The 21,916-nt window shown below is 64.5% G+C and carries 19 protein-coding genes; 10 read left to right on the top strand and 9 right to left on the bottom strand.

What is annotated here, in order from left to right; genetic code table 11:
* The first annotated feature begins 42 nt into the window (after positions 1 to 42).
* The 4 genes from CK215_RS13285 (at position 43) to CK215_RS13270 (ending at position 5,631) form a co-directional block, all read left to right on the top strand.
* Positions 43 to 1,419 carry an aspartate aminotransferase family protein gene (locus tag CK215_RS13285; RefSeq protein WP_095831181.1) on the top strand — a complete coding sequence of 459 codons (1,377 nt, stop codon included), beginning with the start codon at positions 43 to 45 and terminating at the stop codon, positions 1,417 to 1,419.
* An 11-nt stretch (positions 1,420 to 1,430) separates the two neighbouring features.
* Entirely contained in the window at positions 1,431 to 2,837 is a 1,407-nt protein-coding gene (locus CK215_RS13280) for a glutamine synthetase family protein (protein WP_095831180.1), read from the top strand.
* A gap of 89 nt (positions 2,838 to 2,926) precedes the next feature.
* The gene (locus CK215_RS13275) at positions 2,927 to 4,162 is read left to right on the top strand and encodes a putative DNA modification/repair radical SAM protein (RefSeq protein WP_095831179.1); all 1,236 of its coding nucleotides are present in this window, start codon (positions 2,927 to 2,929) and stop codon (positions 4,160 to 4,162) included.
* 2 nt (positions 4,163 to 4,164) lie between these two features.
* Positions 4,165 to 5,631 (top strand): UdgX family uracil-DNA binding protein, encoded by a 1,467-nt coding sequence (locus CK215_RS13270; protein WP_095831178.1) that lies wholly within the window; start codon positions 4,165 to 4,167, stop codon positions 5,629 to 5,631.
* Between the two features lie 290 nt (positions 5,632 to 5,921).
* Here the strand turns inward: CK215_RS13270 and CK215_RS13265 are convergent, their stop codons facing one another.
* The 4 genes from CK215_RS13265 to CK215_RS13250 form a co-directional block, all read right to left on the bottom strand.
* Positions 5,922 to 7,181: a glycerate kinase gene (locus tag CK215_RS13265; RefSeq protein ID WP_095831177.1), complete on the bottom strand. Its 1,260-nt coding sequence runs from the start codon at positions 7,179 to 7,181 to the stop codon at positions 5,922 to 5,924.
* Complete coding sequence (locus CK215_RS13260; protein ID WP_095831176.1) at positions 7,178 to 7,681, bottom strand: heme-degrading domain-containing protein; 504 nt, start codon at positions 7,679 to 7,681, stop codon at positions 7,178 to 7,180. Before CK215_RS13260 ends, CK215_RS13265 begins: the two co-directional genes overlap by 4 nt.
* A gap of 75 nt (positions 7,682 to 7,756) precedes the next feature.
* Positions 7,757 to 9,070 (bottom strand): guanine deaminase, encoded by a 1,314-nt coding sequence (gene guaD, locus CK215_RS13255; RefSeq protein WP_095831175.1) that lies wholly within the window; start codon positions 9,068 to 9,070, stop codon positions 7,757 to 7,759.
* A gap of 2 nt (positions 9,071 to 9,072) precedes the next feature.
* Entirely contained in the window at positions 9,073 to 10,299 is a 1,227-nt protein-coding gene (locus tag CK215_RS13250; RefSeq protein ID WP_095776977.1) for a urate hydroxylase PuuD, read from the bottom strand.
* 151 nt (positions 10,300 to 10,450) lie between these two features.
* Between CK215_RS13250 and CK215_RS13245 the strand changes: the two genes are divergently transcribed.
* Positions 10,451 to 11,371 (top strand): LysR family transcriptional regulator, encoded by a 921-nt coding sequence (locus tag CK215_RS13245; protein ID WP_066995946.1) that lies wholly within the window; start codon positions 10,451 to 10,453, stop codon positions 11,369 to 11,371.
* A 36-nt stretch (positions 11,372 to 11,407) separates the two neighbouring features.
* Here the strand turns inward: CK215_RS13245 and CK215_RS13240 are convergent, their stop codons facing one another.
* Positions 11,408 to 12,244 carry a PhzF family phenazine biosynthesis protein gene (locus CK215_RS13240; RefSeq protein ID WP_095777101.1) on the bottom strand — a complete coding sequence of 279 codons (837 nt, stop codon included), beginning with the start codon at positions 12,242 to 12,244 and terminating at the stop codon, positions 11,408 to 11,410.
* 247 nt (positions 12,245 to 12,491) lie between these two features.
* Here CK215_RS13240 and dps point away from each other — a divergent pair, with 247 nt between their 5' ends.
* The gene (dps, locus tag CK215_RS13235; protein WP_066995949.1) at positions 12,492 to 12,980 is read left to right on the top strand and encodes a DNA starvation/stationary phase protection protein Dps; all 489 of its coding nucleotides are present in this window, start codon (positions 12,492 to 12,494) and stop codon (positions 12,978 to 12,980) included.
* Positions 12,981 to 13,010: 30 nt separating this feature from the next.
* Here the strand turns inward: dps and xdhC are convergent, their stop codons facing one another.
* The 4 genes from xdhC to uraH all read right to left on the bottom strand — a co-directional run bounded on the left by xdhC (position 13,011) and on the right by uraH (position 18,288).
* Complete coding sequence (gene xdhC, locus CK215_RS13230) at positions 13,011 to 14,006, bottom strand: xanthine dehydrogenase accessory protein XdhC (protein WP_095831324.1); 996 nt, start codon at positions 14,004 to 14,006, stop codon at positions 13,011 to 13,013.
* Positions 14,007 to 14,068: 62 nt separating this feature from the next.
* Positions 14,069 to 16,432: a xanthine dehydrogenase molybdopterin binding subunit gene (xdhB, locus tag CK215_RS13225; RefSeq protein ID WP_095831174.1), complete on the bottom strand. Its 2,364-nt coding sequence runs from the start codon at positions 16,430 to 16,432 to the stop codon at positions 14,069 to 14,071.
* Positions 16,432 to 17,910, bottom strand: coding sequence for a xanthine dehydrogenase small subunit (xdhA, locus tag CK215_RS13220; RefSeq protein WP_095831173.1), 1,479 nt, complete (start codon positions 17,908 to 17,910; stop codon positions 16,432 to 16,434). The genes xdhB and xdhA overlap by 1 nt, the downstream gene beginning before the upstream one ends.
* 3 nt (positions 17,911 to 17,913) lie before the next feature.
* Positions 17,914 to 18,288, bottom strand: coding sequence for a hydroxyisourate hydrolase (gene uraH, locus CK215_RS13215; RefSeq protein WP_066995957.1), 375 nt, complete (start codon positions 18,286 to 18,288; stop codon positions 17,914 to 17,916).
* Between the two features lie 176 nt (positions 18,289 to 18,464).
* Between uraH and puuE the strand changes: the two genes are divergently transcribed.
* The 4 genes from puuE to CK215_RS13195 are packed head-to-tail and all read left to right on the top strand — an operon-like array spanning position 18,465 to position 21,861.
* Positions 18,465 to 19,889, top strand: a complete 1,425-nt coding sequence (gene puuE, locus CK215_RS13210; RefSeq protein ID WP_095831172.1) for an allantoinase PuuE — start codon at positions 18,465 to 18,467, stop codon at positions 19,887 to 19,889.
* 10 nt (positions 19,890 to 19,899) lie between these two features.
* Positions 19,900 to 20,760 (top strand): bifunctional allantoicase/(S)-ureidoglycine aminohydrolase, encoded by an 861-nt coding sequence (locus tag CK215_RS13205; protein WP_067324113.1) that lies wholly within the window; start codon positions 19,900 to 19,902, stop codon positions 20,758 to 20,760.
* Positions 20,757 to 21,248, top strand: coding sequence for an ureidoglycolate lyase (locus CK215_RS13200; protein WP_095831171.1), 492 nt, complete (start codon positions 20,757 to 20,759; stop codon positions 21,246 to 21,248). Before CK215_RS13205 ends, CK215_RS13200 begins: the two co-directional genes overlap by 4 nt.
* Before the next feature lie 19 nt (positions 21,249 to 21,267).
* The gene (locus tag CK215_RS13195) at positions 21,268 to 21,861 is read left to right on the top strand and encodes a nucleoside deaminase (protein ID WP_095831170.1); all 594 of its coding nucleotides are present in this window, start codon (positions 21,268 to 21,270) and stop codon (positions 21,859 to 21,861) included.
* Positions 21,862 to 21,916: the final 55 nt, after the last annotated feature.

Below are 21,916 nucleotides of genomic sequence, written 5' to 3'. Positions count from 1 at the left end.
GCCGACCGGTTGGCAGAGTGCCGCGCGAGAAAGAGGGGCTTCATGCATTCAATCGACCGGACTTCCATCGGCGGCATCGCCGCCGCCCGCATCGCGGAACTGCGCGAAACGGAGGCGGCCGCCTTCCGCAAGGCGCGGCCAAAGTCCGAGGCCAAGGTTGGCAACGGCATGGCCGGCTTCCTCGGCGGCGTGCCGATGCATTGGATGGCCGATTGGCCGACGCCTTTCCCGATCCTGGTCGACAGCGCCAAGGGCGCCACGATTATCGATGTCGACGGCAACAAGCTCGACGATTTCTGCCTCGGCGACACCGGCTCGATGCTCGGCCATTCGCCGCCGGCGGTCGCCCGCGCCATCCGCCGGCAAGCAGCACGCGGCTTGACCTATATGCTGCCCAGCGAGGATGCGCTGGCGATCGGTCCGCTCTTGCAGCAGCGCTTCGGCCTGCCGTATTGGCAGATCGCCACCACCGCCACCGATGCCAACCGCTTCGCCTTGCGGGTCGCCCGCGCGGTGACGGGGCGTGAAAAGATCCTGGTGTTCAACGGCTGCTATCACGGCTCGGTCGACGAGACGATGGTGCGAATGATCGACGGCAAGCCGGTCAACCGGCCTGGGCTGGCAGGCGAGTTCCGCGATCTCACACGGGCAACCAAGGTTATCGAATTCAACGATATTGCAGCATTGGAAGCGGCACTTGGCGACCGCGATATCGCCTGCGTGATCACCGAACCGGTGCTGACCAATTCCTGCATGGTGCTGCCACAACCCGGCTTCCACGACGCGCTGCGGCGCCTCACCCGCGCCGCCGGCACGCTGCTTTTGATCGACGAGACGCACACCATTTCAACCGGGCCCGGCGGTTACACGCGACGGCACGGGCTGGAGCCGGACCTGTTCGTGCTCGGCAAGCCGGTGGCCGGAGGCGTGCCGGCCAGCATCTGGGGCATGAGCGAGGAGATGGCGACGCGCTACGGCGCCTACAATCGCAGCAAGGAGCCCGGCTATTCCGGCATGGGCACCACGCTGTCGGCCAACCCGCTGCAATTCGCGGCGATGCGGGCGACGCTCGAAGAGGTAATGACCGAGGAAGCCTATGCGCATATGGACCGGCTGGCGCGCCGCCTCGACGCGGGGCTCTCCGACGTCATCGAGCGAAACAAGCTGCCTTGGCATGTCGCGCGCGTCGGCGCCCGCGTCGAGTTCATCTGCGCGCCCGGGCCGCTCAAGAACGGCGGCGAGGCGGAGACGGCACATGCGCCGGAACTCGAAGCCGCCGTCCATGTCGCGCTGGTCAATCGCGGCGTGCTGATCGCGCCGTTCCACAATATGATGCTGATCTCGCCGGCGACGACCGCGGCGCAGGTAAGCCGCCTGATCGCGGCTTTCGCCGCGGTTGCCGCCAGGCTTACGGCATGAGACAAGCGGCTATGGACAATCCGAGCACAGTTGTGACCTCCCCTTCGGGCTCGACGCCGGCCGAGGCGAAAGCGTTTCTCGCCGCCCATCCCGACATCGAGGCCTTCGACATCGTGCTCACCGACGCCAACGGCATCGGCCGCGGCAAGATCGTGCGCCGGCACGAGCTAATGAGCATTTTCGAGGGCGGAAGGCATATGCCGATCTCGATCCTCGGCCTCGACATCACCGGTGAGGATGTCCACGAGACCGGGCTGATCTGGGACACCGGCGACGGCGACCTCAGGGCATGGCCGGTCCCAGGCACGCTGGTGCCGCTGCACGGCACCAAGCCGCCGCGCGGCCAGGTGCTGATGGCGATGTATCGTCTCGACGGCCAGCCGATGACCTCCGATCCGCGGCTGGTGCTGGCAAGGCAAGTCGAGCTCCTGGCGGCGCGCGGCCTGCATCCGGCCGGCGCCTTCGAGCTGGAATTTTTTCTGCTCGCCAATGAGCGCGACGCCGACGGCAAGGTGCAGGCGGCGCGCGCGGTGCTCGACGGCCGCCGCTCGGGCAAAACGGAAGTCTATTCGGTCGACCACCTGCACGGCATGGAGCCGCTGTTTTCCGACATCTACGCCGCCGCCAGGGCGCAAGGCATTCCGGCCGAGACGGTGATTTCCGAATATGCGCCCGGACAGTACGAGCTGACGCTCAACTACCGCAAGGACGTGATGCGGGCGGCCGACGACCTGGTCATGCTGAAGCGGCTGGTGAGGGCGCAGGCGCGCCGGCACGGCGTCACCGCCTGCTTCATGGCCAAGCCGATCGAGGCCTATGCCGGTTCGGGCATGCATTTCCACGTCTCGCTGCAGGACGATGCCGGCCGCAACGTCTTCACAGAATCTGCCGGCGAGAAATGGTCGCCCAGCCTGCTCAACGCGCTTGGCGGCCTGATCCACACCATGGCGGAATCGATGCTGGTGTTTGCGCCGCATGCCAATTCATGGCGGCGTTTCGTGGCGCAATCCTATGCGCCGGTGGCGCCGACCTGGGGCGTCAACAACCGCTCCGTGGCGTTGCGCGTGCCGGCGGGCGATGCGATGAACCGGCGTATCGAGCACCGGCCGTCCGGCGTCGACGCCAACCCTTATCTTGTGGCGGCGACGGTGCTGGCGGGCATCGTCAAGGGCCTCGACGAGGCCCTTGACCCCGGACCGGAAACGACCGGCAACGGTTACGAGCAGACAACGGAAGCCTCCACCATGCCGACCGATTGGCGCGCCGCGATCGAGGCCGCACGTGGCTCCGAATTCCTGAAATCGGCGCTCGGTCCCGACCTGCACCGGACCTTCGTGGCGATCAAGCAGGCGGAATATCTGCGCGTCGCACGCACCGTCAGCGAACTCGACTACCACCTCTACCTCCACGAGGTCTGAGGACTTGGCCTCGCAGACGGAGTGATCACGTTTCGCCGCGACACTCAAAAGTTATAGCCAGGCGACTTTCTGGAACATATCATGAACGCATGGCTGTGCTTTCCGTCCGCGAGAAACTGGCGATCCTGTCCGACGCCGCTAAATACGACGCCTCCTGCGCATCGTCCGGTTCGGCGAAACGCGATTCGCTGAAATCGGGCGGCATCGGTTCGACCGAGGGCTCGGGCATCTGCCATTCCTACGCGCCGGACGGGCGCTGCATTTCGCTGCTGAAGATCCTGCTCACCAATTTCTGCACTTACGACTGCAGCTATTGCATCAACCGCTCCTCCTCCAATGTGCGGCGAGCCCGCTTCAGCGTCGACGAGGTGGTGCGGCTCACCATGGATTTTTATCGCCGCAACTACATCGAGGGTCTGTTCCTGTCTTCCGGCGTCATCCGCTCGCCGGACGAGACGATGGGCGAGATGGTCGAGGTGGCGCGAAGGCTCAGGATCGAGGAGAAATTCGGCGGCTATATTCACCTCAAGACCATTCCCGAAGCGTCAGCCGAACTGATCGAAAAAGCAGGCCGTTATGCCGATCGCCTGTCGATCAATGTCGAGCTGCCGACCGACGAAGGGGTGAAGAAGCTGGCCCCGGAAAAGAAGCCGGAAACGATCCGGCTTTCCATGGCCAAGCTGCGCCGCAAGATCGAAGAGAAGGCCGAACCAACGTTGCAGAGCCGCAAACGCGAGCGCTTTGCGCCGGGCGGCCAGTCGACGCAGATGATTGTCGGCGCCGACAAAACGTCCGACGACGGCATCCTGCGCGCCAGCGCCCGGCTTTATGGCAGCTACCATCTGCGCCGCGTCTATTATTCCGCCTTCAGTCCGATCCCGGATTCGTCTGCGGCGCTGCCGTTGCAGAAGCCGCCCTTGATGCGCGAGCACCGGCTTTACCAGGCGGACTGGCTGATGCGCTTCTACGGCTTCTCGCAGCCTGAAATCCTGGCCGGCAGCAATGACGGCATGCTCGACCTTGCCATCGATCCCAAACTTGCCTGGGCGCTGCGCAACCGCGGCCGGTTCCCGGTCGACGCCAACCGCGCCGATCGGGAGGCGCTGCTGCGTGTCCCGGGGTTGGGCACGAAGGTCGTCGACAGGATTCTGCAGACGCGCCGCCATCGCCGGCTGCGTCTCGAAGATGTCGGACGGCTCTGCCATTCGGTCGCCAAGGTACGCCCCTTCATCACTGCGGAAGGCTGGTCGCCGGGCGCGCTCACCGACAAGTCGGGCCTGCGCCAGATCATCACCCGCTCTTGCGAGCAGCTTTCGCTGTTTTGACCATGGCACGGACCCAGCTCAGCCTCGCATCTCATCTCGTCCGGCTTGAAAGCGAGACCGATTTCGCCGGTTGGCGCGATGCGGCGCGCCGGCTGGCCACGAATGATATTCCGCCGGAAGACGTGGCTTGGCAGGTTGGCCACGACGATGATGATCGCGCCAACGATTTGCCGGCTTGCCGACAAGATGCGCGGCTTGTCGTGCCGCGCGACTTCATCGAACGCGCAGAGACGGTCATCTGTCATTCGGACCCCGAGCGTTTCAACTTCCTCTATCGGCTGCTCTGGCGGTTGCGCGTCGAACCGAAGCTGCTGTCGATCGCTTCCGACCCGGATATCCGCAGGCTCGAGTTCATGGAAAAGGCGGTTCGGCGCGACATTCACAAGATGCGCGCCTTCGTGCGCTTCCGGAAGATCGGCGACGGCGCGGAGGAACGTTATGTCGCCTGGTTCGAGCCCGACCATTTCATCGTCGAGCGCAATGCCGATTTCTTCGTGCGCCGCTTCGCCGGCATGCGCTGGACGATTCTCACGCCGCACGCCTCGGCCGACTGGGACGGCGAGCGGCTGGCGATCGGCCCAGGCGCCGGCAAGCGCGACGCGCCGGCAGAAGACGACGCCGAGACGCTGTGGCGGACCTATTTCGAGAATATCTTCAACCCGGCCCGCCTCAAGGTGAAGGCGATGCAGAAGGAGATGCCGAAGAAATATTGGCGGAACCTTCCCGAGGCCTCGCTCATTCCAGACCTGATAGCAGGAGCGGACAGAGCCGCGACAGCCATGATCGCCCGGATGCCAACCTCCCCAGCGCCGCACCACGCCAAAGTGAAGGCAAAACACTGGCCTTCGCCGGAGCCGGCGGATGTGGTGGCGCCCGAAAGTACGGATATTCCGGCATTGCGCGAAGAGGGGAGCGGTTGCCGGCGTTGCCCGCTCTGGCGCGATGCTACGCAAACCGTGTTCGGCGAGGGACCGGAGAATGCCGACGTGGTGTTTGTTGGAGAGCAGCCCGGCGACCAAGAGGACCTTGCCGGCAAGCCGTTCGTCGGGCCCGCGGGCAAGGTGTTCGACAGCATTTTGGACCAGGCCGAGATCGACCGCCGCAAGGTCTATGTGACCAATGCGGTGAAGCATTTCAAGTTCGAGCCGCGCGGCAAGAGGCGGATCCATTCAAAGCCCAATGCCGGCGAAATTCGTGCCTGCCGCTGGTGGCTCGACAAGGAACTTGACATCATCAAGCCAAATCTTGCGGTGGCGCTCGGCGCGACAGCAGCGCAGTCGCTGCTCGGCAAGGCGGTGCCGATCACCAGGATGCGCGGCGATGTCATCCAGCGCGAGGACGGCTTGCGCGTCTTTGTCACCATCCATCCCTCCTTCATCCTGCGCATCCGCGAGCACGAGGACAAGGAGGCCGAGAGGGAGCGGTTTCTCACCGATATGAAGAAGGTGAAGCAGCTGATGGCTGCTTGACCGATCGCGCGCCTGAACGGGACTTGCGCGGACGGATGCTGTTGTACGAGTCGTGCGACTGGGGAGAATTGGGCGAGATGCCCGTCGCCTCGTCATCCACGGGCGAAGCAAGGAGCGGAGCGACGCGCGCGCAGACCCGAGGATCATTCCGTTACCTGCAGGCGTCGCAACGATGCACAATTCTGCTCCGCTGCATTCCATGCCCGAGGTCACGGAATGGATTCCAGGGTCTCCGCGACGGAGCTTCGCTCCTGCTTCGCCCTGGAATGACGACTTCAGCGTTTATTGCGCTACCGGACGAGTATCGCCCTTAGATCATTGACGTTGGTCCCGGTCGGACCGGGCACGAACAGATCGCCGACCGCGTTGAAGGCGGTCCAGGCATTGTTGCCGGCAAGCATAGCCTTGGCATCGACGCCTGCGGCACGCATGCGCGCCACGGTCGTGCCGTCGGCGAAGGCGCCGGCATTGTCCTCGGAGCCGTCGATGCCGTCGGTGTCCGCGGCTAAAGCATGGATGCCGCTGACCCCATCGATGCCGATGGCGAAGGCAAGCAGGAATTCGGAATTGCGGCCGCCCTTGCCTTTCGCCCGCAGCGTTACCGTCGTCTCGCCGCCGGAGAGGATCAGCATCGGCTTCTCGAAAGGCCGGTTACGGGTCGCCACCTCGCGGGCAACCGCGGCATGCACGCCGCCGACCTCGCGCGCCTCGCCCTCGATCGAATCCGACAGGATGACGGCCTCGATGCCTTGCCGCTTCGCTGCGGCGGCCGCGGCTTCCAGCGAGACGCCGGCCGAAGCGATGAGATGCACTTCATTGCCGGCAAAGCGCGGATCGTCGGAGCGTGGCGCATCGGCTGCGGCAGACTGAATATGCGCCATGACCGCATCCGGCAGGCTCATGCCGTAGGCGGCGATCGACGCCAGCGCATCCGCGCGGCTGCCGGTGTCGGGGACGGTCGGCCCCGAGGCCACCAGCGCCGGATTGTCGCCGGGAATGTCGGAGACGACCAGCGATACGACCCGGGCCGGATGAGCGGCGCCGGCCAGCCGGCCGCCCTTTATGGTCGAGACGTGCTTGCGGATGGTGTTCATCGCCGCGATCGGCGCGCCGGAAGCGAGCAGCGCCTCGTTGACGGCGATCTCGTCGGCAAGAGTCAGGCCGGGAGCGGGCGACGGCAGCAGCGCCGAGCCGCCGCCCGAAATCAGCGCCACGACCAGATCGTCCGCGGTCAATCCCCGCACCTTCTCCAGCAGCCGACGCGAGGCTTCGAGGCCGGCGGCGTCCGGCACCGGGTGCGCCGCCTCGATGATCTCGATGCGCTCGGATTTTGCGCCATAGCCGTAGCGGGTCACGACCAGCCCATCGATCGGACCATCCCAGACCTTCTCGAAGGCCGCCGCCATCTGCGCCGAGCCCTTGCCGGCGCCGATAACGATGGTGCGGCCCTTCGGTTTTGCCGGCAAATGATTGCGGATCGTCTTTTCCGGATCGGCGGCGGCGACGGCGGCGTTGAAGATCGACGTAAGGAAAGTTTTTGGATCGGTCATCGCTCTTCCGGTGGCAACTTGAGCTTGCTCGCATCGACTCCGAGATGGGCGCAGAGCGCATCGACAACGACACCGTGGTCTTCTCGTTCGGGCAGACCGGAGACGGCGATGACGCCGATCACGCCTGCACCCTTCACCGCGACGGGAAAGCCGCCGCCGGCCAGCACATAGTCGGCGATGTCGAGCGCTTCGCCGACCTTGAAGGTGCGGTCGGGTCGCTGCTGCTCCAGCACCATGCGATAGGTGCTTGTGAGATAGCGCTTGACGACATTGATCTTGCGCCGCGCCCAATCGGGGTTGGAGGCGTTGGAGCCCGGCATGGCGGCGTAGAATAGGGGACGGTCGAAGGTCCTGATGTCGACGATGATCGGCAAGTTTTCGTTGAGCGCCCGCTCCCTGATCGCCGCGCCTATCTGGAAGGCCACGGCCTCGTCGAAGGCCGGAAAGACCAGCGTGGCTTCCTGTTTCTTGATCAGAGCGATGTCGTCGGCGGCAGCCATGGCGTTTCCCCTGTCAATGTCGACGCACGCTTTGGCCGATGGCTGACGCGGGGTCAAGCGACGAGCACGTTTAATCTATGCGACAATCGCGCTCTTGGCCGGCCGGCCCGCCACATAGACCTCGCTCACGGCGCGGTCGTCGCCCAGCGTCTGCAGCAGGAAGAGCTCCTCCGCCAGGGTCTCCACCGTCTCCATCCTCAGCCGCATCGCCGGCGTGGCGTTGGCGTCGAGCACGACGATGTCGGCATCCGTGCCTTCTTCCAGCGTGCCGATTTTTTCGGCGACAGACAGCGCCTCGGCATTGCCGCGTGTCAGCTGCCAGAAGGACTGGAAGGGGTTGAGCTTCTCGCCATTCAGCGCGATGACTTTGTAGCCCTCGTCCATGGTCCGCAGCATCGAATAGTTGGTGCCGCCGCCGACATCGCTGGCGGCAGCGATCCTGAGCGGCTTTTCGCGACGGCGGTAGCGCTGGTAGTCGAACAGGCCGGAACCGAGGAAGAGATTGGAGGTCGGGCAGAACACCGCAATCGAACCCGATTGCGACAGCGCATCGGCTTCGCGCTCGGATAGATGGATGCAGTGGCCGAAAAGGCTCTTTTTGCCCAGCAGGCCGTAATGCTCATAGACGGCGGTGTAGTCGCGCGACCAGGGGTAGAGCTCCTGGGTGAAGGCGATCTCGGCGTGGTTTTCCGACAGATGCGTCTGCATGTGCAGATCGGGATGCTCACGGCAGAGCGCGCCGGCCATCTCCATCTGCTCGGGCGAGGAGGTGATGGCGAAGCGCGGGGTGATGGCATAGAGCTGGCGGCCCTTGCCGTGCCATTCGGCAATCAGCGCCTTGCTGTCGTCATAGCCGGTCTGGGGCGTGTCCAGCACGCCCTCCGGCGCATTGCGGTCCATCATCACCTTGCCGGCGATGTTGAGCATATTGCGGTCGTGCGATTCGGCGAAGAAGGCTTCGGCCGACGATTTGTGCACCGAGCAATAGGCGACGACCGTCGTCGTGCCCTGGCGCAGCATCTCGTCGAGGAAGAGCCTGGCGATGCGGCGGCCATGCTGCGCGTTCGCGAATTTCGACTCCTCCGGAAAGGTGTATTTGTTCAGCCAGTCGAGCAGCTCGGCGCCGTAGGACGCGATGATCTGCATCTGCGGCACATGCACATGTGCGTCGATGAAGCCCGGCAGGATGAGATGCGGGCGATGGTCGATCGTCTCGACGCCGGCGCCGGCACGCTTGGCGATCTCGGCATGCGGACCGGCGGCAATGATCTTGCCGTCGTCGATCAGCAGCCCGCCATCCTCCTCGTAGCGCCAGGCGGAATGGTCGTCGATTGCTTCGGGCCAGCGCAGGAAGGAGAGCGTGCGGCCGCGCAGGAGTTTCGAGGTCATGCTTACTTTCCGGCGCCTTCGAACCAGGCCACCAAAAGGGCCCGTTCCTGGTCGGTTATCTGAGTGACGTTGGCGGGCGGCATGGCATGCGCGCGGCCGGCCTGGAGGTAGATCTCCCGGGCATGCTCGGCGATGCGCGCGTCGGTGTCGAGCAACACGCCCTTCGGCGCATGGTAGATTCCTTCATAGGCCGGCTCTTCGGTATGGCACATCGAGCAACGGCCGAGCACGGTGTCGCGCACGGCCGGAAAATGCGCCGAGGCGATGTAGACCTGGGCAGCGGCGGATGCGGCGGAGGCCTTGGGCTCCGCTGTCAGCACCTTGGGCACGGTCGACAGCCAGATGACGATCATGAACAGCACGGCGGCACCCAGCCAGGTCCAGGTCGGGTTGCCCTTCCTCGCGTGCACCGTGTTGAAATAGTGCCGGATCAGCACGCCGATGATGAAGACCAGCGAGGCGATGACCCAGTTGAACTGCGTGCCGAAGGCCAGCGGGTAGTGGTTCGACAGCATCAGAAACAGCACCGGCAAGGTCAGGTAGTTGTTGTGCAGCGAGCGCTGCTTGGCAATCTTGCCGTATTTCGGGTCCGGCTTGCGGCCGGCGATCAGGTCGGCGACGACGATCTTCTGGTTGGGGATGATGACCATGAAGACATTGGCCGACATGATCGTGGCGGTGATGGCGCCGAGATGCAGGAAGGCGGCGCGGCCGGTGAAGAGGTGGGTCAGCCCCCAGGCGATGAAGACCAGCACGCAGTAGAGCACCAGCATCAGGCCGGTATCGCTTTTGCCGAGCGGCGAGCGGCAGAGCAGGTCGTAGACGATCCAGCCGACGCCGATCGTGGCGAGCGACAAGAGGATGCCGACGGGCACCGAGATGTTGAGCACGTTGGGGTCGATCAGGAAGAGGTCGGCGCCGGCATAGTAGACCACGCAAAGCATGGCGAAGCCCGACAGCCAGGTGGCGTAGGATTCCCATTTGAACCAGGTCAGGTGCTCCGGCATTTCGGCCGGCGCCACGAGATATTTCTGGATGTGGTAGAAGCCGCCGCCATGCACCTGCCACTCCTCGCCGAAGGCGCCGGCGGGCAGGCCGGGACGCTGGCGCAGCCCGAGATCGAGGGCGACGAAATAGAAGGACGAGCCGATCCAGGCGATGCCGGTGATGACATGCAGCCAGCGGACGGCGAAGCTCAGCCAGTCCCAGAAAATCGCAAAATCCATCATCGAGTCGCCCCTGGGAAATCGTCCCTGCCGATCAGGCGACTTTACGGTCTGGAGCGCAAACGAAAAGAGGCGGGGCGCGCGATGACTTTCAAAAAAAAATGGAAAATACTAGGGTCGTCCCACGCAGCCATTTGAGAGCCACGACCGTCGCATGGCCTATCTCGACAATATCGCCGTCTTCGTCCGCGTCGTCGAGCTCGGCAATCTGTCGGCGGCCGGGCGCGACATGCGCATCTCGCCGGCGGTCGCCTCCAACCGCATCAAGGAGTTGGAGAAGCACCTCGGCGTGCGGCTGTTCAACCGCACCACGAGGCAGCTGATGCCGACCGAGCACGGCACGGTGTTCTACACCGGCGCCAAGCAGGTGCTGGACGCGATCACCGAGGCGGAGGCCGCGGTCGCAGCACTTTCCGGCCAGCCGCGCGGCACGATCAAGGTGACGGCGCCGCTCGGCCTCGGCCGGCGGCTGATCGCCTCGGGCATTCCGGATTTCCACGACAAATACCCCGATATCGAGGTGCGGCTGAGACTCTCCGACCACAATGTCGACATCATGAAGGAAGGCATCGACGTCGCCTTCCGGCTTGGCATCATCGAGGATTCCAGCCTTCGGATGCGCGGCATCATGGAATGCGAGCGCGTGCTGGTCGCGGCGCCGAAATACCTCGAGGCGCGCGGCGAGCCGGTCGAGCCGCAGGAACTGATCGGCAAGAAACATGATTGCCTGATGCTGCGCTATTCCGGCACGCGCGAATATGTCTGGACGCTGCAGACGCCGAACGGTCCGCAGAAATTCGAGGTGCATGGACCCTACGATACGGACGATGGCGATGTGCTGACAGGCTGGGCGCTGTCGGGGCGCGGCATCATCAACAAGCCGCGCTTCGAGGTCGAGCCGTTCATCCGCGACCAGCGGCTGAGAGTGATCCTGGCAAAGACGCCGCCGACGCCGGTCCAGTTCGCCGCCGTCTATCCGCACAAGAAGCTGCAGGATCCGAAGGTCCGCCTGCTGCTCGACTTCATGGCCGATCGCTGCCAGCGGCTGATCAAGGACATTCTTGCCGGCAAGTAGGCTGGCGGGCACGCGCCTTCGCGTGGGTGACCACACTCAGTCTTCGTCCATCAGGCGGGCTGTGCCGGATACCCGGATCGAGCTGCCCGGGGTGGGCGGAATATCGGCATGCAGCCGCGAGCGCATGCCCATATCCTCGCCCTGAACGATGTCGACCGCGCCGCCATGCGCCCAGCCAATGTCGCGCAGATAGCCGGCAAAGGCGGCGGTGGCAGCGCCGGTCGCCGGATCCTCATAGACGCCGCCGGAAGCGAAGGGATTGCGCGTGTGGAAGAGACGCGGCGTTTCGGCATAGGCGAGCAGGATCGTTACCAGTCCCTCGCGCCGCATCAGGGCCCGCCCCTGTTTCAGGTCATAGGCCATGGCGGCGAGCGCCTTGCGCGACTTCAAGGCCAGCACCAGATGGTCGGCGCCGCCATGAACCAGCGCGGGCGGAATGGCGGGATCGAGATCGCCCTCCTGGTAACCGAACATCGCCAGGGTTTCGCCGGCCAGCTCCGACGGGGCCGCCCGGCTGCGCGTCGGCGGCGACTGCAGGGCGGCGGCAAAATTGGCGCCGTCGCGAAACCCTTCGACGGTGATGGCGGCCTGGTTCAGGAGCAGCTTGAAAATTCCGTCGCCGAACCTTCTGACCAACGCCGCGCCCAGCGCGATGGTGGCGTGGCCGCAGAACGGCACTTCCGATTCGGGCGAAAAGTAGCGGACACGCCAGCCTTCCCCTTCACGTGCGGCAAAGGCGGTCTCGGAAAAGCCGACCTCTGCAGCGACGCGCTGCATGTCTGCGGCGTCGGGCAGAACCTCGCCAATCACCACGCCGGCCGGGTTGCCGCCGCTGTTGCCGTCCGAAAACGCCGCTATGCGCAAAACATCCACGTCGCTCGTCCCGTGTTCGTCATTCGTGTTCGTCAGGCGTGCAGAAAACACGGTTCAATCCGGTTTGGGAAACGAAGAAAGCGACGAGCAGCTGTGAGCATCAGTCATACCTTCGCCAGTGTGCGCCCCTCGATCCGATGCGGAACGAAACCCGCTCCGTCCCCGTTCTGGCGATTGGCGGCTGCACGGCCGCCCTTCGAGACCAGTCCCCAGCTTTCGCAGCGACCCAGCGCCACAGGAGCCGACCATGGACGCCATTGTCACCAAGAACGACCTCAAATCCGACGCCAAGAAGGAATCGATCGATCTTCTCAATGCCAGGCTTGCCGATGCCATCGACCTAGCGCTGGTCACCAAGCAGGCGCACTGGAACGTCAAGGGACCGCAGTTCATCGCCATCCATGAGATGCTCGACGAATTCCGCGAGGAGATCGACGGCCATGTCGACATCATCGCAGAACGCGCCGTGCAGCTCGGCGGCACCGCGCACGGCACCTCGCAGGACGTGTCGAGGGCAACGAAGCTCCAGCCCTATCCAACCGACATCCACAAGACTAAGGATCATCTGGCGGCGCTGATCGACCGTTATGCCACGGCTGCCAGGCTGGCGCGTGAGGCGATCGACGAGGCGGACGACGCCGGCGATGCCGACACCGCCGACATCTTTACCGCCTACTCGCGTTCGCTCGACAAATTGCTGTGGTTCCTCGAAGCGCATACGCAGGAAAAGGAATAGCCGGCTAGGCTCCTCCCATGGCCGGCTGAATCAGCCGGCCATCGCCTTTGCGGGCGCGGCCGAGGCCTGGGCCGCATGCGACACCAGCGCCGTCATGATTTCGGCGGCGGCGAGCGCGGCGATCACCGGCGGGCGCTTGTCCTTCACGGTATTGCTGCCGATCGGCGAGAAGAGGCGGTTGAACTGCGCCTCGCTGCCCTCGTTGGACTTCAGGAACCAGTTCTTGAACGTCGCCTTCTTGGTCTTCGAGCCGATCATGCCGACATAGGCGGCGTCGTCGCGCTTCAGCGCCTCGGCGACGATCAAGAAATCGAGCGCATGGTCATGGGTGAGGATGGCGAAGGCCGATCCCGCCCGGGCTTCGCGCACCACCGCTTCGGGCATCGGCGTCAGCCGCGTCTCAACCGTTTCCGGCATGCCTTCCAGCGCATCGGCCCGCGTCTCGACGACCTCCACATGAATGGGCAGCAGCGCCAACGACGCGGCCAGCGCCTGGCCGACATGGCCGCCGCCAAAGACATAGACATGCGGCAGATGCGCCTCCTCGGCCTCGGCCTTGGCGATCAGTTCCTGTTCGATCCTAGCGTCAACCAAGCGGATCAGAACCTCGACTCGGCCGCCGCAGCATTGGCCGATTTCAGGACCCAGTGGAACATCCAGGGTCGCGCAGGTTTCGTCGACCTCGATGCGGGCTTCCCTCCCCCTCGAGGGGAGGGTGGCGGCCAAGCCATCGGGTGGGGTCGCCGGCGCAGTGCTCGGCGCTCTCTCGCCTTCTGAGAGCACCCCCTCTGGCCGCTTCGCGGCCATCGCCCCCTCAAGGGGGGAGAAAAGCATCTGTCGCGCCTTGTCGATCGCCATGAATTCAAGCTGGCCGCCGCCGATGGTGCCGAAAATCGCCGATGGTGAGACGAGCATGAAGGCGCCGGCTTCGCGCGGGGTCGAGCCCTTGGTGGCCGCGACCTCGACGAGCGCGGCCCGGCCTGCCTGGCCGAGAAACGCCTTCAGGCTTTGCACTTTCGAGTTCATCGTCTGCATTTCCACCCAGGAAATATAGCGTTTCGCGCCTCGAATTGCACGTTTTGGCCCGTTCAGGCCGGCTTTGCGGCTTCCCGCTTCAGCCTTTCGATCGCCAACAGCACCCGTTCCGGCGTCGCCGGGGCGTCGAGGCGCGGGCAGATCCTGTGATCGGCGACACTCGCCACCGCGTCGGAGAGCGCATGCAGCACCGACATGCCGTGTGGCAGCGGCGGCTCGCCGACCGCCTTGGAGCGATGGATGGTCGGCTCGTAGGCCGACGACCAGTCGGTCAGCTTGACGTTGAAGATTTTTGGCCGGTCGGAAGCGAGCGGGATCTTGTAGGTCGACGGTGCATGCGTGCGCAGCCGGCCGCCGTTGTCCCACCAAAGCTCTTCCGTCGTCAGCCAGCCCATGCCCTGGATGAAGCCGCCCTCGACCTGGCCGAGGTCGATCGCGCGGTTCAGCGAGCGGCCGGCATCGTGCAGAATGTCGGTACGCTCGACGACATATTCGCCGGTCAGCGTATCGACCGAGACTTCCGAGCAGGCCGCGCCATAGGCGTAGTAGTAGAAGGCATGGCCGCGGCCCTTGCTGCGGTCCCAATGGATCTTCGGCGTCTTGTAGAAGCCAGCCGCCGAGAGCTGGACGCGGTTCATGTAGGCTTGCTTGACCAGATCGTTGAAGGCGATTTCCTGGTTGCCGATGCGCACCCGGTTGGGCAGGAACACGACCTGGTCGAGCGGCACCTGGTATTTTTCGGCCGCGAAATCGGTCAGCCGCTTGCGGATCTGCCGAGCGGCATCCTGCGCCGCCATGCCGTTGAGGTCGGCGCCGGAAGATGCCGCCGTCGGCGAGGTGTTCGGCACCTTGGCTGTGGTGGTGGCGGTGATCTTGACCCGGTCGAGATCGATCTGGAATTCCTCGGCGACGACCTGCGCCACCTTGAGATGCAGGCCCTGGCCCATTTCGGTGCCGCCATGGTTCATATGCACCGAGCCGTCGGCATAGACATGCACCAGGGCGCCGGCCTGGTTGGCCTCGGTCTTTGTGAAGGAAATGCCGAACTTGACCGGCGTCAGCGCCAGGCCGCGCTTGATGAAGCGGCTGTTGTTGTTGAAGGCGCTGATCTCGCGCCGCCGCCGCGCGTAATTGGCGCTTTCCTCCAGCTCAGCGACGATGCGGTGGATGATGTTGTCCTCGACCTTCTGGTGATAGGGCGTGAGGCAGCGTTCGCCGATCGCATCCATCGGGTCATAGAAATTGAGCTTGCGGATTTCGAGCGGATCCTTGCCGACCGCGAAGGCCACTTCGTCGACGACGCGCTCCGCGCCGACCATGCCTTGCGGGCCGCCAAAGCCGCGGAAGGCGGTGTTCGAGACCGTATTGGTGAAAAGCGGCGCCGATTTCGCGTGCACCGCCGGATAGAAATAGGCGTTGTCGCAATGGAAGAGCGCCCGGTCGCCGACCGGACCGGACAGGTCGGCGGAGAAGCCGCAGCGCAGGGCATAGGTGAAATCGACGCCGAGGATATTGCCTTCGTCGTCGAAGCCGACCTCGTAGTCGATGGCGAAATCATGCCGCTTGCCCGTGGCGGTCATGTCCTCGTCGCGGTCGAGCCTGATCTTCACCGCGCGCCCCAGCTTCTTGGCCGCGATGGCGGCTATGGCCGCGCATTGGTTGGCCTGCGTCTCCTTGCCGCCGAAGCCGCCGCCCATGCGGCGCACTTCCACCGTCACCGCATGGCTCGGCACGCCGAGCGCATGCGCAACCAGATGCTGCGTCTCGCTCGGCCCCTGCGTCGAGCAATAGACGATCACCTCGTCGTCCTCACCGGGGATCGCCAGCGAGACCTGGCCCTCGAGGTAGAAATGGTCCTGGCCGCCAAGCCACATGCGGTTCTTGATGCGGCGGGGTGCCGCCGCAATCGCCGCGGCCGCATCGCCGCGCTTCAGGATCAGCGGCGTGGTGACCTGCTTGTCCTTGACCGGGTCGAGGTCCCAGATGTCGATCACAGCCGGAAGCTCGTCATATTCGATCCTAGCCAGGCGTGCCGCGCGGCGCGCCGCCTCGCGTGTCTCGGCTACCACGCCGAAGATCGGCTGGCCGTAGAATAGCACCTTGTGCTCGGCGAGCACCGGATCGTCATGCATGTTGCTTGGCGAGACGTCGTTCTCGCCGGGCACGTCGGCACAGGTCAGCACATCGACGACGCCGGGAACCGATCGCACCGCCGACAAATCGATGCTCTTCAGCGTGCCGTGCGCGACCTTGGCGAGGCCAAGGCCGACATGCAGCGTGCCGGCAGGCTCAGGCATATCGTCGATATAGACGGCGGCGCCGCTGACATGCTTGTGCGCGGAATCGTGCCGCTGCTCGGTGGCGACGCCGCCGACGATTTTTTCGGCCTTGAGGTTGGGAGTGGCGTGCTTGTTCATCAGGCCGCCTCGTTGCGGGTCACTTGGAACGGCGCCCTGGTGCCGGTGGTTTCGACATAAAAGCGCAGCAAAAGATTCTTCGCCGCCAGCCCCCGATACTCGGCGGTTGCACGCATATCGGTAATTGGCGTGAAGTCGCTGGCATATTCGGCCATCGCGGCCTCGACAGTCGCTTCGCTCCAGACTTTGCCGATAAGGGCGGTTTCAACCGCAGTCGCCCGCTTCGGCGTCGGCGCCATGCCGCCATAGGCGATACGGATATCCGCCACGGTGCCGTCCTTGGCTTCGGTCAGATAGAAGGCGCCGAGGGTAGCAGTAATGTCCTCGTCGCGGCGCTTGGTGACCTTGTAGACGGCAAATTTCGTGCCCTCTGCCGGCACGGGCACATGGACGGCCTCGACGAATTCGCCGGGCTGCCGATCCTGCTTGCCATAGGCAATGAAGAAGGTTTCGAGCGGGATCGTGCGTCGGGCATTGCCCTTGCGGAGCGTTAGCCGCGCGCCGAGCGCGATCAGCGGCGGCGGCGTGTCGCCGATCGGCGAGCCATTGGCGATGTTGCCGCCGATGGTGCCCATGTTGCGCACCTGCTCGCCGCCGATGCGGTCGACCAGCGGTCCCAAGGCCGGGATGCGCCTGGAAAGCGTTGCGAAGGCTTCGCTGTAAGTCACGCCGGCGCCGACCGTAATCACGCCATCGGCCTCCGAGATCGTGCGCAAGCCGTCGAGGCCACCGATGAAGATAGCCGGCGAAATGTCGCGCATATGCTTGGTGACCCACAGCCCGACATCGGTCGAGCCGGCAACGATGGTGGCGCCAGGCTCCTTCTCGAGCGCCATGGCGAAATCGTCGACGTCAGCCGGCACGATCAGCCGCTCCTTACCCGAACCGACCTCGACCCTGGCGCCGTCGCGCAGCGCTCCCAGCCGTGCAGTGATATCCTTGCGCTCCACTGCCAGCGAGTCCTTCGCCGCCTTGCCGTAGCTTGATATGGCGCGCGCGGCGCGCATGATCGCCTCGTAGCCGGTACAGCGGCAGAGATTGCCCTGCAGCGCCTTTTCGATCGCCGCGTCGGACGGGTTGGGCGTCTTCATCCACAGCGCATAGAGCGACATGACGAAGCCAGGCGTGCAGAAACCGCATTGCGAGCCATGGAAATCGACCATCGCCTGCTGCACGGGGTGAAGCTGTTCGCCATTGCCGCGCAGATGCTCGACGGTGACGACATGGGTGCCGTCGAGCGAGCCCATGAAGCGGATGCAGGCATTGACGCTTTCATAGACCAGGCCCTCGACCGAGAGCTTGCCGACCAGCACCGTGCAGGCGCCGCAATCGCCCTCGGCACAGCCTTCCTTGGTGCCGCGCAGCGAGCGGTTCAACCGCAGCCAGGCGAGCAGGGTCGCGTCGGGGGCGATGTCGTTCAGCGCGACATCGGCGCCGTTCAGGATGAAGCGTATCTGGTTACGGGTCTTGTCGGCCATGTCTCAGCTCCCGCGATAGGTCGAGTAGCCGTACGGCGAGATCAAGAGCGGCACATGATAATGCCGCTCCTCCGCCATGCCGAAGCGGATCGGCACGGTGTCGAGGAAAGCCGGCTCCGGCAGGCTGGCGCCCTGCCCGCGCAGATAATCGCCGGCAGCGAAGACCAGCTCGTACTCGCCGGTGCGGAAGTCGGCGCCGGCAAGCAACGGCGCGTCGCAGCGGCCGTCATCATTGGTGGTGACGGTCTTCAAATGCGTGCGGGCCTGGCCTTCGAGGCGGAAAAGCCCGATCGAAAGGCCCTTTGCCGGCCTGCCGGTCGCGGTATCGAGGACATGGGTCGTCAGACGCCCGCCATCGGCTTTCGACGTTTCTGCCACTGGCCGCCTCCCATCCCAAGTAGTCGAACGTTTTCAGGTCAATTGTGCGCCAATTAAAGGCGATGCATAAGCCCCGGTCGAGCGGAGTGCGGCAAAAAGCACTTTCAAAAATTTTCGGGGGAATGCACGAGCACTCCTTTCGATATCTTCATCTCAACATTCGGGCAGGAGCGATCATGCGTTACGAACGGGACATGCGCGGTTACGGAGCCAATCCGCCGGACCCGAAATGGCCCGGCGGCGCCTATGTCGCGGTGCAGTTCGTCGTCAATTACGAGGAAGGCGGCGAGAACTGCGTGCTGCACGGCGACAAGGCTTCCGAAGCCTTCCTATCCGAGATCGTCGGCGCCGCCCCCTGGCTCGGCCAGCGCCATTGGAACATGGAATCGATCTATGAATACGGCGCCCGCGCCGGCTTCTGGCGGCTCTACCGGCTGTTCACGCAAGCTGAGGTGCCGGTGACCTGCTACGGCGTCGCCACGGCGCTGGCACGCTCCCCCGATCAGGTCGCGGCGATGCAGGAGGCCGGCTGGGAGATCGCCTCGCACGGGCTGAAATGGATCGACTACCGCGATCATAGCGCGGAGGACGAGCGACGCGACCTCGAAGAGACGATCCGTCTGCATTACGAAGTGACCGGCGCGCGGCCGACCGGCTGGTACACCGGCCGCACTTCCGTCAACACGGTGCGACTCGTCGCCGAGGAAGGCGGCTTCGATTACGTCTCCGACACCTATGACGACGAATTGCCCTACTGGTTCGACCGGGATGGTTTGGAGAAGCCGCAGCTCATCATCCCCTATACGCTCGACGCCAACGACATGCGCTTCGCCACGCCGCAGGGCTTCAATTCGGGCGACCAGTTCTTCGCCTATCTGAAGGACAGTTTCGACACGCTCTATGCGGAGGGCAAGGCGGGGCGGCCGCGCATGATGAACATCGGCCTGCATTGCCGGCTGATCGGCCGTCCGGGCCGCGTGGCGGCGCTGAAGCGCTTCGTCGACTATGTGAAGTCGCATGACAGGGTGTGGCTGACCCGGCGCATCGATATCGCAAAACACTGGCGCGAGACGCACCCCTACCAGGCGCCGGCGCTGCGCCCGTCTCGGATGGAATTCGAGGAATTCGTGCATGCCTTCGGCGGGGTGTTCGAGCATTCGCCGTGGATCGCCGAGCGGGCCTACGAACTGGAGCTCGGCCCGGCCCATGACAGCGCCGGCGGCCTGCACAACGCGCTCTGCCGCGTCTTCCGCGCGGCGACCGAGGCCGAGCGGCTTTCCGTGCTCAACGCCCATCCCGACCTTGCCGGCAAGCTGGCGGCGGCCAAGCGGCTGACGGCGGAATCAGCCAAAGAACAGGCCTCCGCCGGGCTCGACGCGCTGACCGACAAGGAGCGCGAGCTGTTTTCGAAGCTCAACGCCGCCTACGTCACGACCTTCGGCTTTCCCTTCATCATCGCGGTCAAGGGCAAGACGAAGGACCAGATCCTGGCGGAGTTCGAGGCTCGCATCGGCAACAGCCGCAGCAATGAATTCGACACCGCGTGCAAACAAGTCGAGCGCATCGCGCTGCTTCGGCTGAAAGACTTGCTTCCAAAATAGGCTTCAACACATGGACAGGATGAACATGGCCGAGCGAACCTATTACGCGCCGCATGGCGGCCATCCCGGTCAGCACGAGCTGTTGACCGGCCGCGCCGTCTTCACCGAAGCCTATGCGGTGATCCCCAAGGGCGTGATGCAGGACATCGTCACCAGCCCGCTGCCGTTCTGGGACAAGACAAGGGCCTGGATCATCGCAAGACCGCTTTCGGGCTTCGCCGAGACCTTTTCGCAGTACATCGTCGAGGTCCTGCCCGGCGGCGGCAGCGACCGGCCTGAGCTTGACCCCGAAGCCGAGGGCGTGCTGTTCGTGGTCGAGGGCGAGCTTACGGTCTCGCTTGCCGGCAAGAACCATGTGCTTCGCCCAGGCGGCTTCGCCTTCCTGCCGCCGGGCAGCGGCTGGACGGTGCGCAATGAGAGCAGCGGTGCGGTCCGCTTCCACTGGGTCCGCAAGGCCTATGAGGCGGTCGACGGCCTCGACGTTCCGGAAGCCTTCTTCAGCAGCGACAAGGAGGTCGAGCCGAGCCCGATGCCCGGCACGGGAGGCCACTGGGCGACGACGCGCTTCGTCGACCCGGCCGACATGCGCCACGATATGCATGTCACCATCGTCACGCTCAAACCCGGCGCGGTCATCCCCTTCGCCGAGACCCATGTCATGGAGCATGGGCTCTATGTGCTCGAAGGCAAGGCAGTCTATCGCCTCAATCAGGACTGGGTCGAGGTCGAGGCCGGCGATTTCATGTGGCTGCGCGCCTTTTGCCCGCAGGCCTGCTACGCCGGCGGTCCCGGGAATTTCCGCTACCTGCTCTACAAGGACGTCAACCGGCACGCCAAGCTTGGCGGCGCCCTTGGGGCTCGCGCGCGATGACCCAAATCGTGGCCCAGCCGCTGACACGCGAAAACTTCGCGCCGTTTGGCGACGTGATCGATATGGGCGGCGAGAACCGCTACCCGATCAATGGAGGCAAGGCGATGCGCTACCACGATCTCGCCACCGCCGAGGCCACCGGGCCGGATGCCAAGGTGCTGATCTCGATGGTGCGCGGCACCCCCTACGAGATGCCGCTGAAACTGACCATGGTCGAGCGCCATCCGCTCGGCAGCCAGGCTTTCATTCCGCTGTCGCCGCGGCCCTTTCTGGTTGTCGTCTGCCATGACACTCTGGACGGCCCAGGCGAGCCGCACGCCTTCATCACCGCGCCCGGGCAGGGCATCAACTACCGGCGCAACCTCTGGCACGGCGTGCTAACGCCGATCGGCGAGGAACAGGACTTCCTCATCGTCGACCGCGGCGGCGACGGCGCCAACCTCGAAGAGTGCCATTTCTCGCACCCTTACGAGATCCATCTTCCCTGAAAGCTGCCAGTTTTTCCCGATGACAGACATTTCGCTGATCGACCGCCTGCTCGACGTTATCGAGCACGATATCGTGCCGAAGACCGCTGAAGGCGTTGCCCATGGCAACAAACTCTTCGGCGCCGCCATCCTGCGGAAAGACGACCGCTCGCTGGTGCTCGCCGAAACCAACAACGAAATCGAAAATCCGCTCTGGCATGGCGAGATGCACTGCCTGAAGCGATTTTACGAAATGCCCAGGGCCCAGCGCGTCGACACCAGGGATGCGCTGTTCCTGGCCACGCACGAGCCCTGCTCGCTGTGCCTGTCGGCGATCACCTGGACCGGCTTCGACAATTTCTACTACCTCTTCAGCCACGAGGACTCGCGCGACAGCTTCGCCATCCCGCATGACCTGAAGATTCTCAAAGAGGTCTTCACACTCGATCCCGGCGGCTACAATGCCGAGAACGCCTACTGGAAGAGCTTTTCCATACGCCGATTGGTGCGCGCTTTGCCCGGGTCGGAACGCAGGCGGCTGGAGGCGCGCATCGGCCAAATCTCCGCCCTTTATGACGAGCTCTCCGGCACATACCAGGCGAGCAAGGCCGACAACGACATTCCGCTGAACTGACGCTTTGAACAGACGCTTATTGACCAGCCGATTTCGCCGGCTGGCCCACGACGCC

It is taken from the genome of Mesorhizobium sp. WSM3864 (assembly GCF_002294955.1).
Classification (GTDB): Bacteria; Pseudomonadota; Alphaproteobacteria; order Rhizobiales; family Rhizobiaceae; genus Mesorhizobium.
Note: the sequence above shows the minus strand (reverse complement) of the source record. Positions and strands in the feature narration are given on the sequence as shown.

Excerpts from the sequence above, each read along its gene's own strand:
- puuE (WP_095831172.1), top strand. The coding sequence starts at position 18,465 with ATGCGTTACGAACGGGACATGCGCGGTTACGGAGCCAATCCGCCGGAC.
- CK215_RS13200 (WP_095831171.1), top strand. The coding sequence starts at position 20,757 with ATGACCCAAATCGTGGCCCAGCCGCTGACACGCGAAAACTTCGCGCCG.
- guaD (WP_095831175.1), bottom strand. The coding sequence starts at position 9,070 with ATGACCTCGAAACTCCTGCGCGGCCGCACGCTCTCCTTCCTGCGCTGG.
- CK215_RS13245 (WP_066995946.1), top strand. The coding sequence starts at position 10,451 with ATGGCCTATCTCGACAATATCGCCGTCTTCGTCCGCGTCGTCGAGCTC.
- CK215_RS13205 (WP_067324113.1), top strand. The coding sequence starts at position 19,900 with ATGGACAGGATGAACATGGCCGAGCGAACCTATTACGCGCCGCATGGC.
- CK215_RS13260 (WP_095831176.1), bottom strand. The coding sequence starts at position 7,681 with ATGGCTGCCGCCGACGACATCGCTCTGATCAAGAAACAGGAAGCCACG.
- CK215_RS13285 (WP_095831181.1), top strand. The coding sequence starts at position 43 with ATGCATTCAATCGACCGGACTTCCATCGGCGGCATCGCCGCCGCCCGC.
- CK215_RS13280 (WP_095831180.1), top strand. The coding sequence starts at position 1,431 with ATGGACAATCCGAGCACAGTTGTGACCTCCCCTTCGGGCTCGACGCCG.
- CK215_RS13250 (WP_095776977.1), bottom strand. The coding sequence starts at position 10,299 with ATGATGGATTTTGCGATTTTCTGGGACTGGCTGAGCTTCGCCGTCCGC.
- xdhA (WP_095831173.1), bottom strand. The coding sequence starts at position 17,910 with ATGGCCGACAAGACCCGTAACCAGATACGCTTCATCCTGAACGGCGCC.
- CK215_RS13195 (WP_095831170.1), top strand. The coding sequence starts at position 21,268 with ATGACAGACATTTCGCTGATCGACCGCCTGCTCGACGTTATCGAGCAC.
- CK215_RS13265 (WP_095831177.1), bottom strand. The coding sequence starts at position 7,181 with ATGACCGATCCAAAAACTTTCCTTACGTCGATCTTCAACGCCGCCGTC.
- xdhC (WP_095831324.1), bottom strand. The coding sequence starts at position 14,006 with ATGAACTCGAAAGTGCAAAGCCTGAAGGCGTTTCTCGGCCAGGCAGGC.
- xdhB (WP_095831174.1), bottom strand. The coding sequence starts at position 16,432 with ATGAACAAGCACGCCACTCCCAACCTCAAGGCCGAAAAAATCGTCGGC.
- CK215_RS13270 (WP_095831178.1), top strand. The coding sequence starts at position 4,165 with ATGGCACGGACCCAGCTCAGCCTCGCATCTCATCTCGTCCGGCTTGAA.
- CK215_RS13275 (WP_095831179.1), top strand. The coding sequence starts at position 2,927 with ATGGCTGTGCTTTCCGTCCGCGAGAAACTGGCGATCCTGTCCGACGCC.
- dps (WP_066995949.1), top strand. The coding sequence starts at position 12,492 with ATGGACGCCATTGTCACCAAGAACGACCTCAAATCCGACGCCAAGAAG.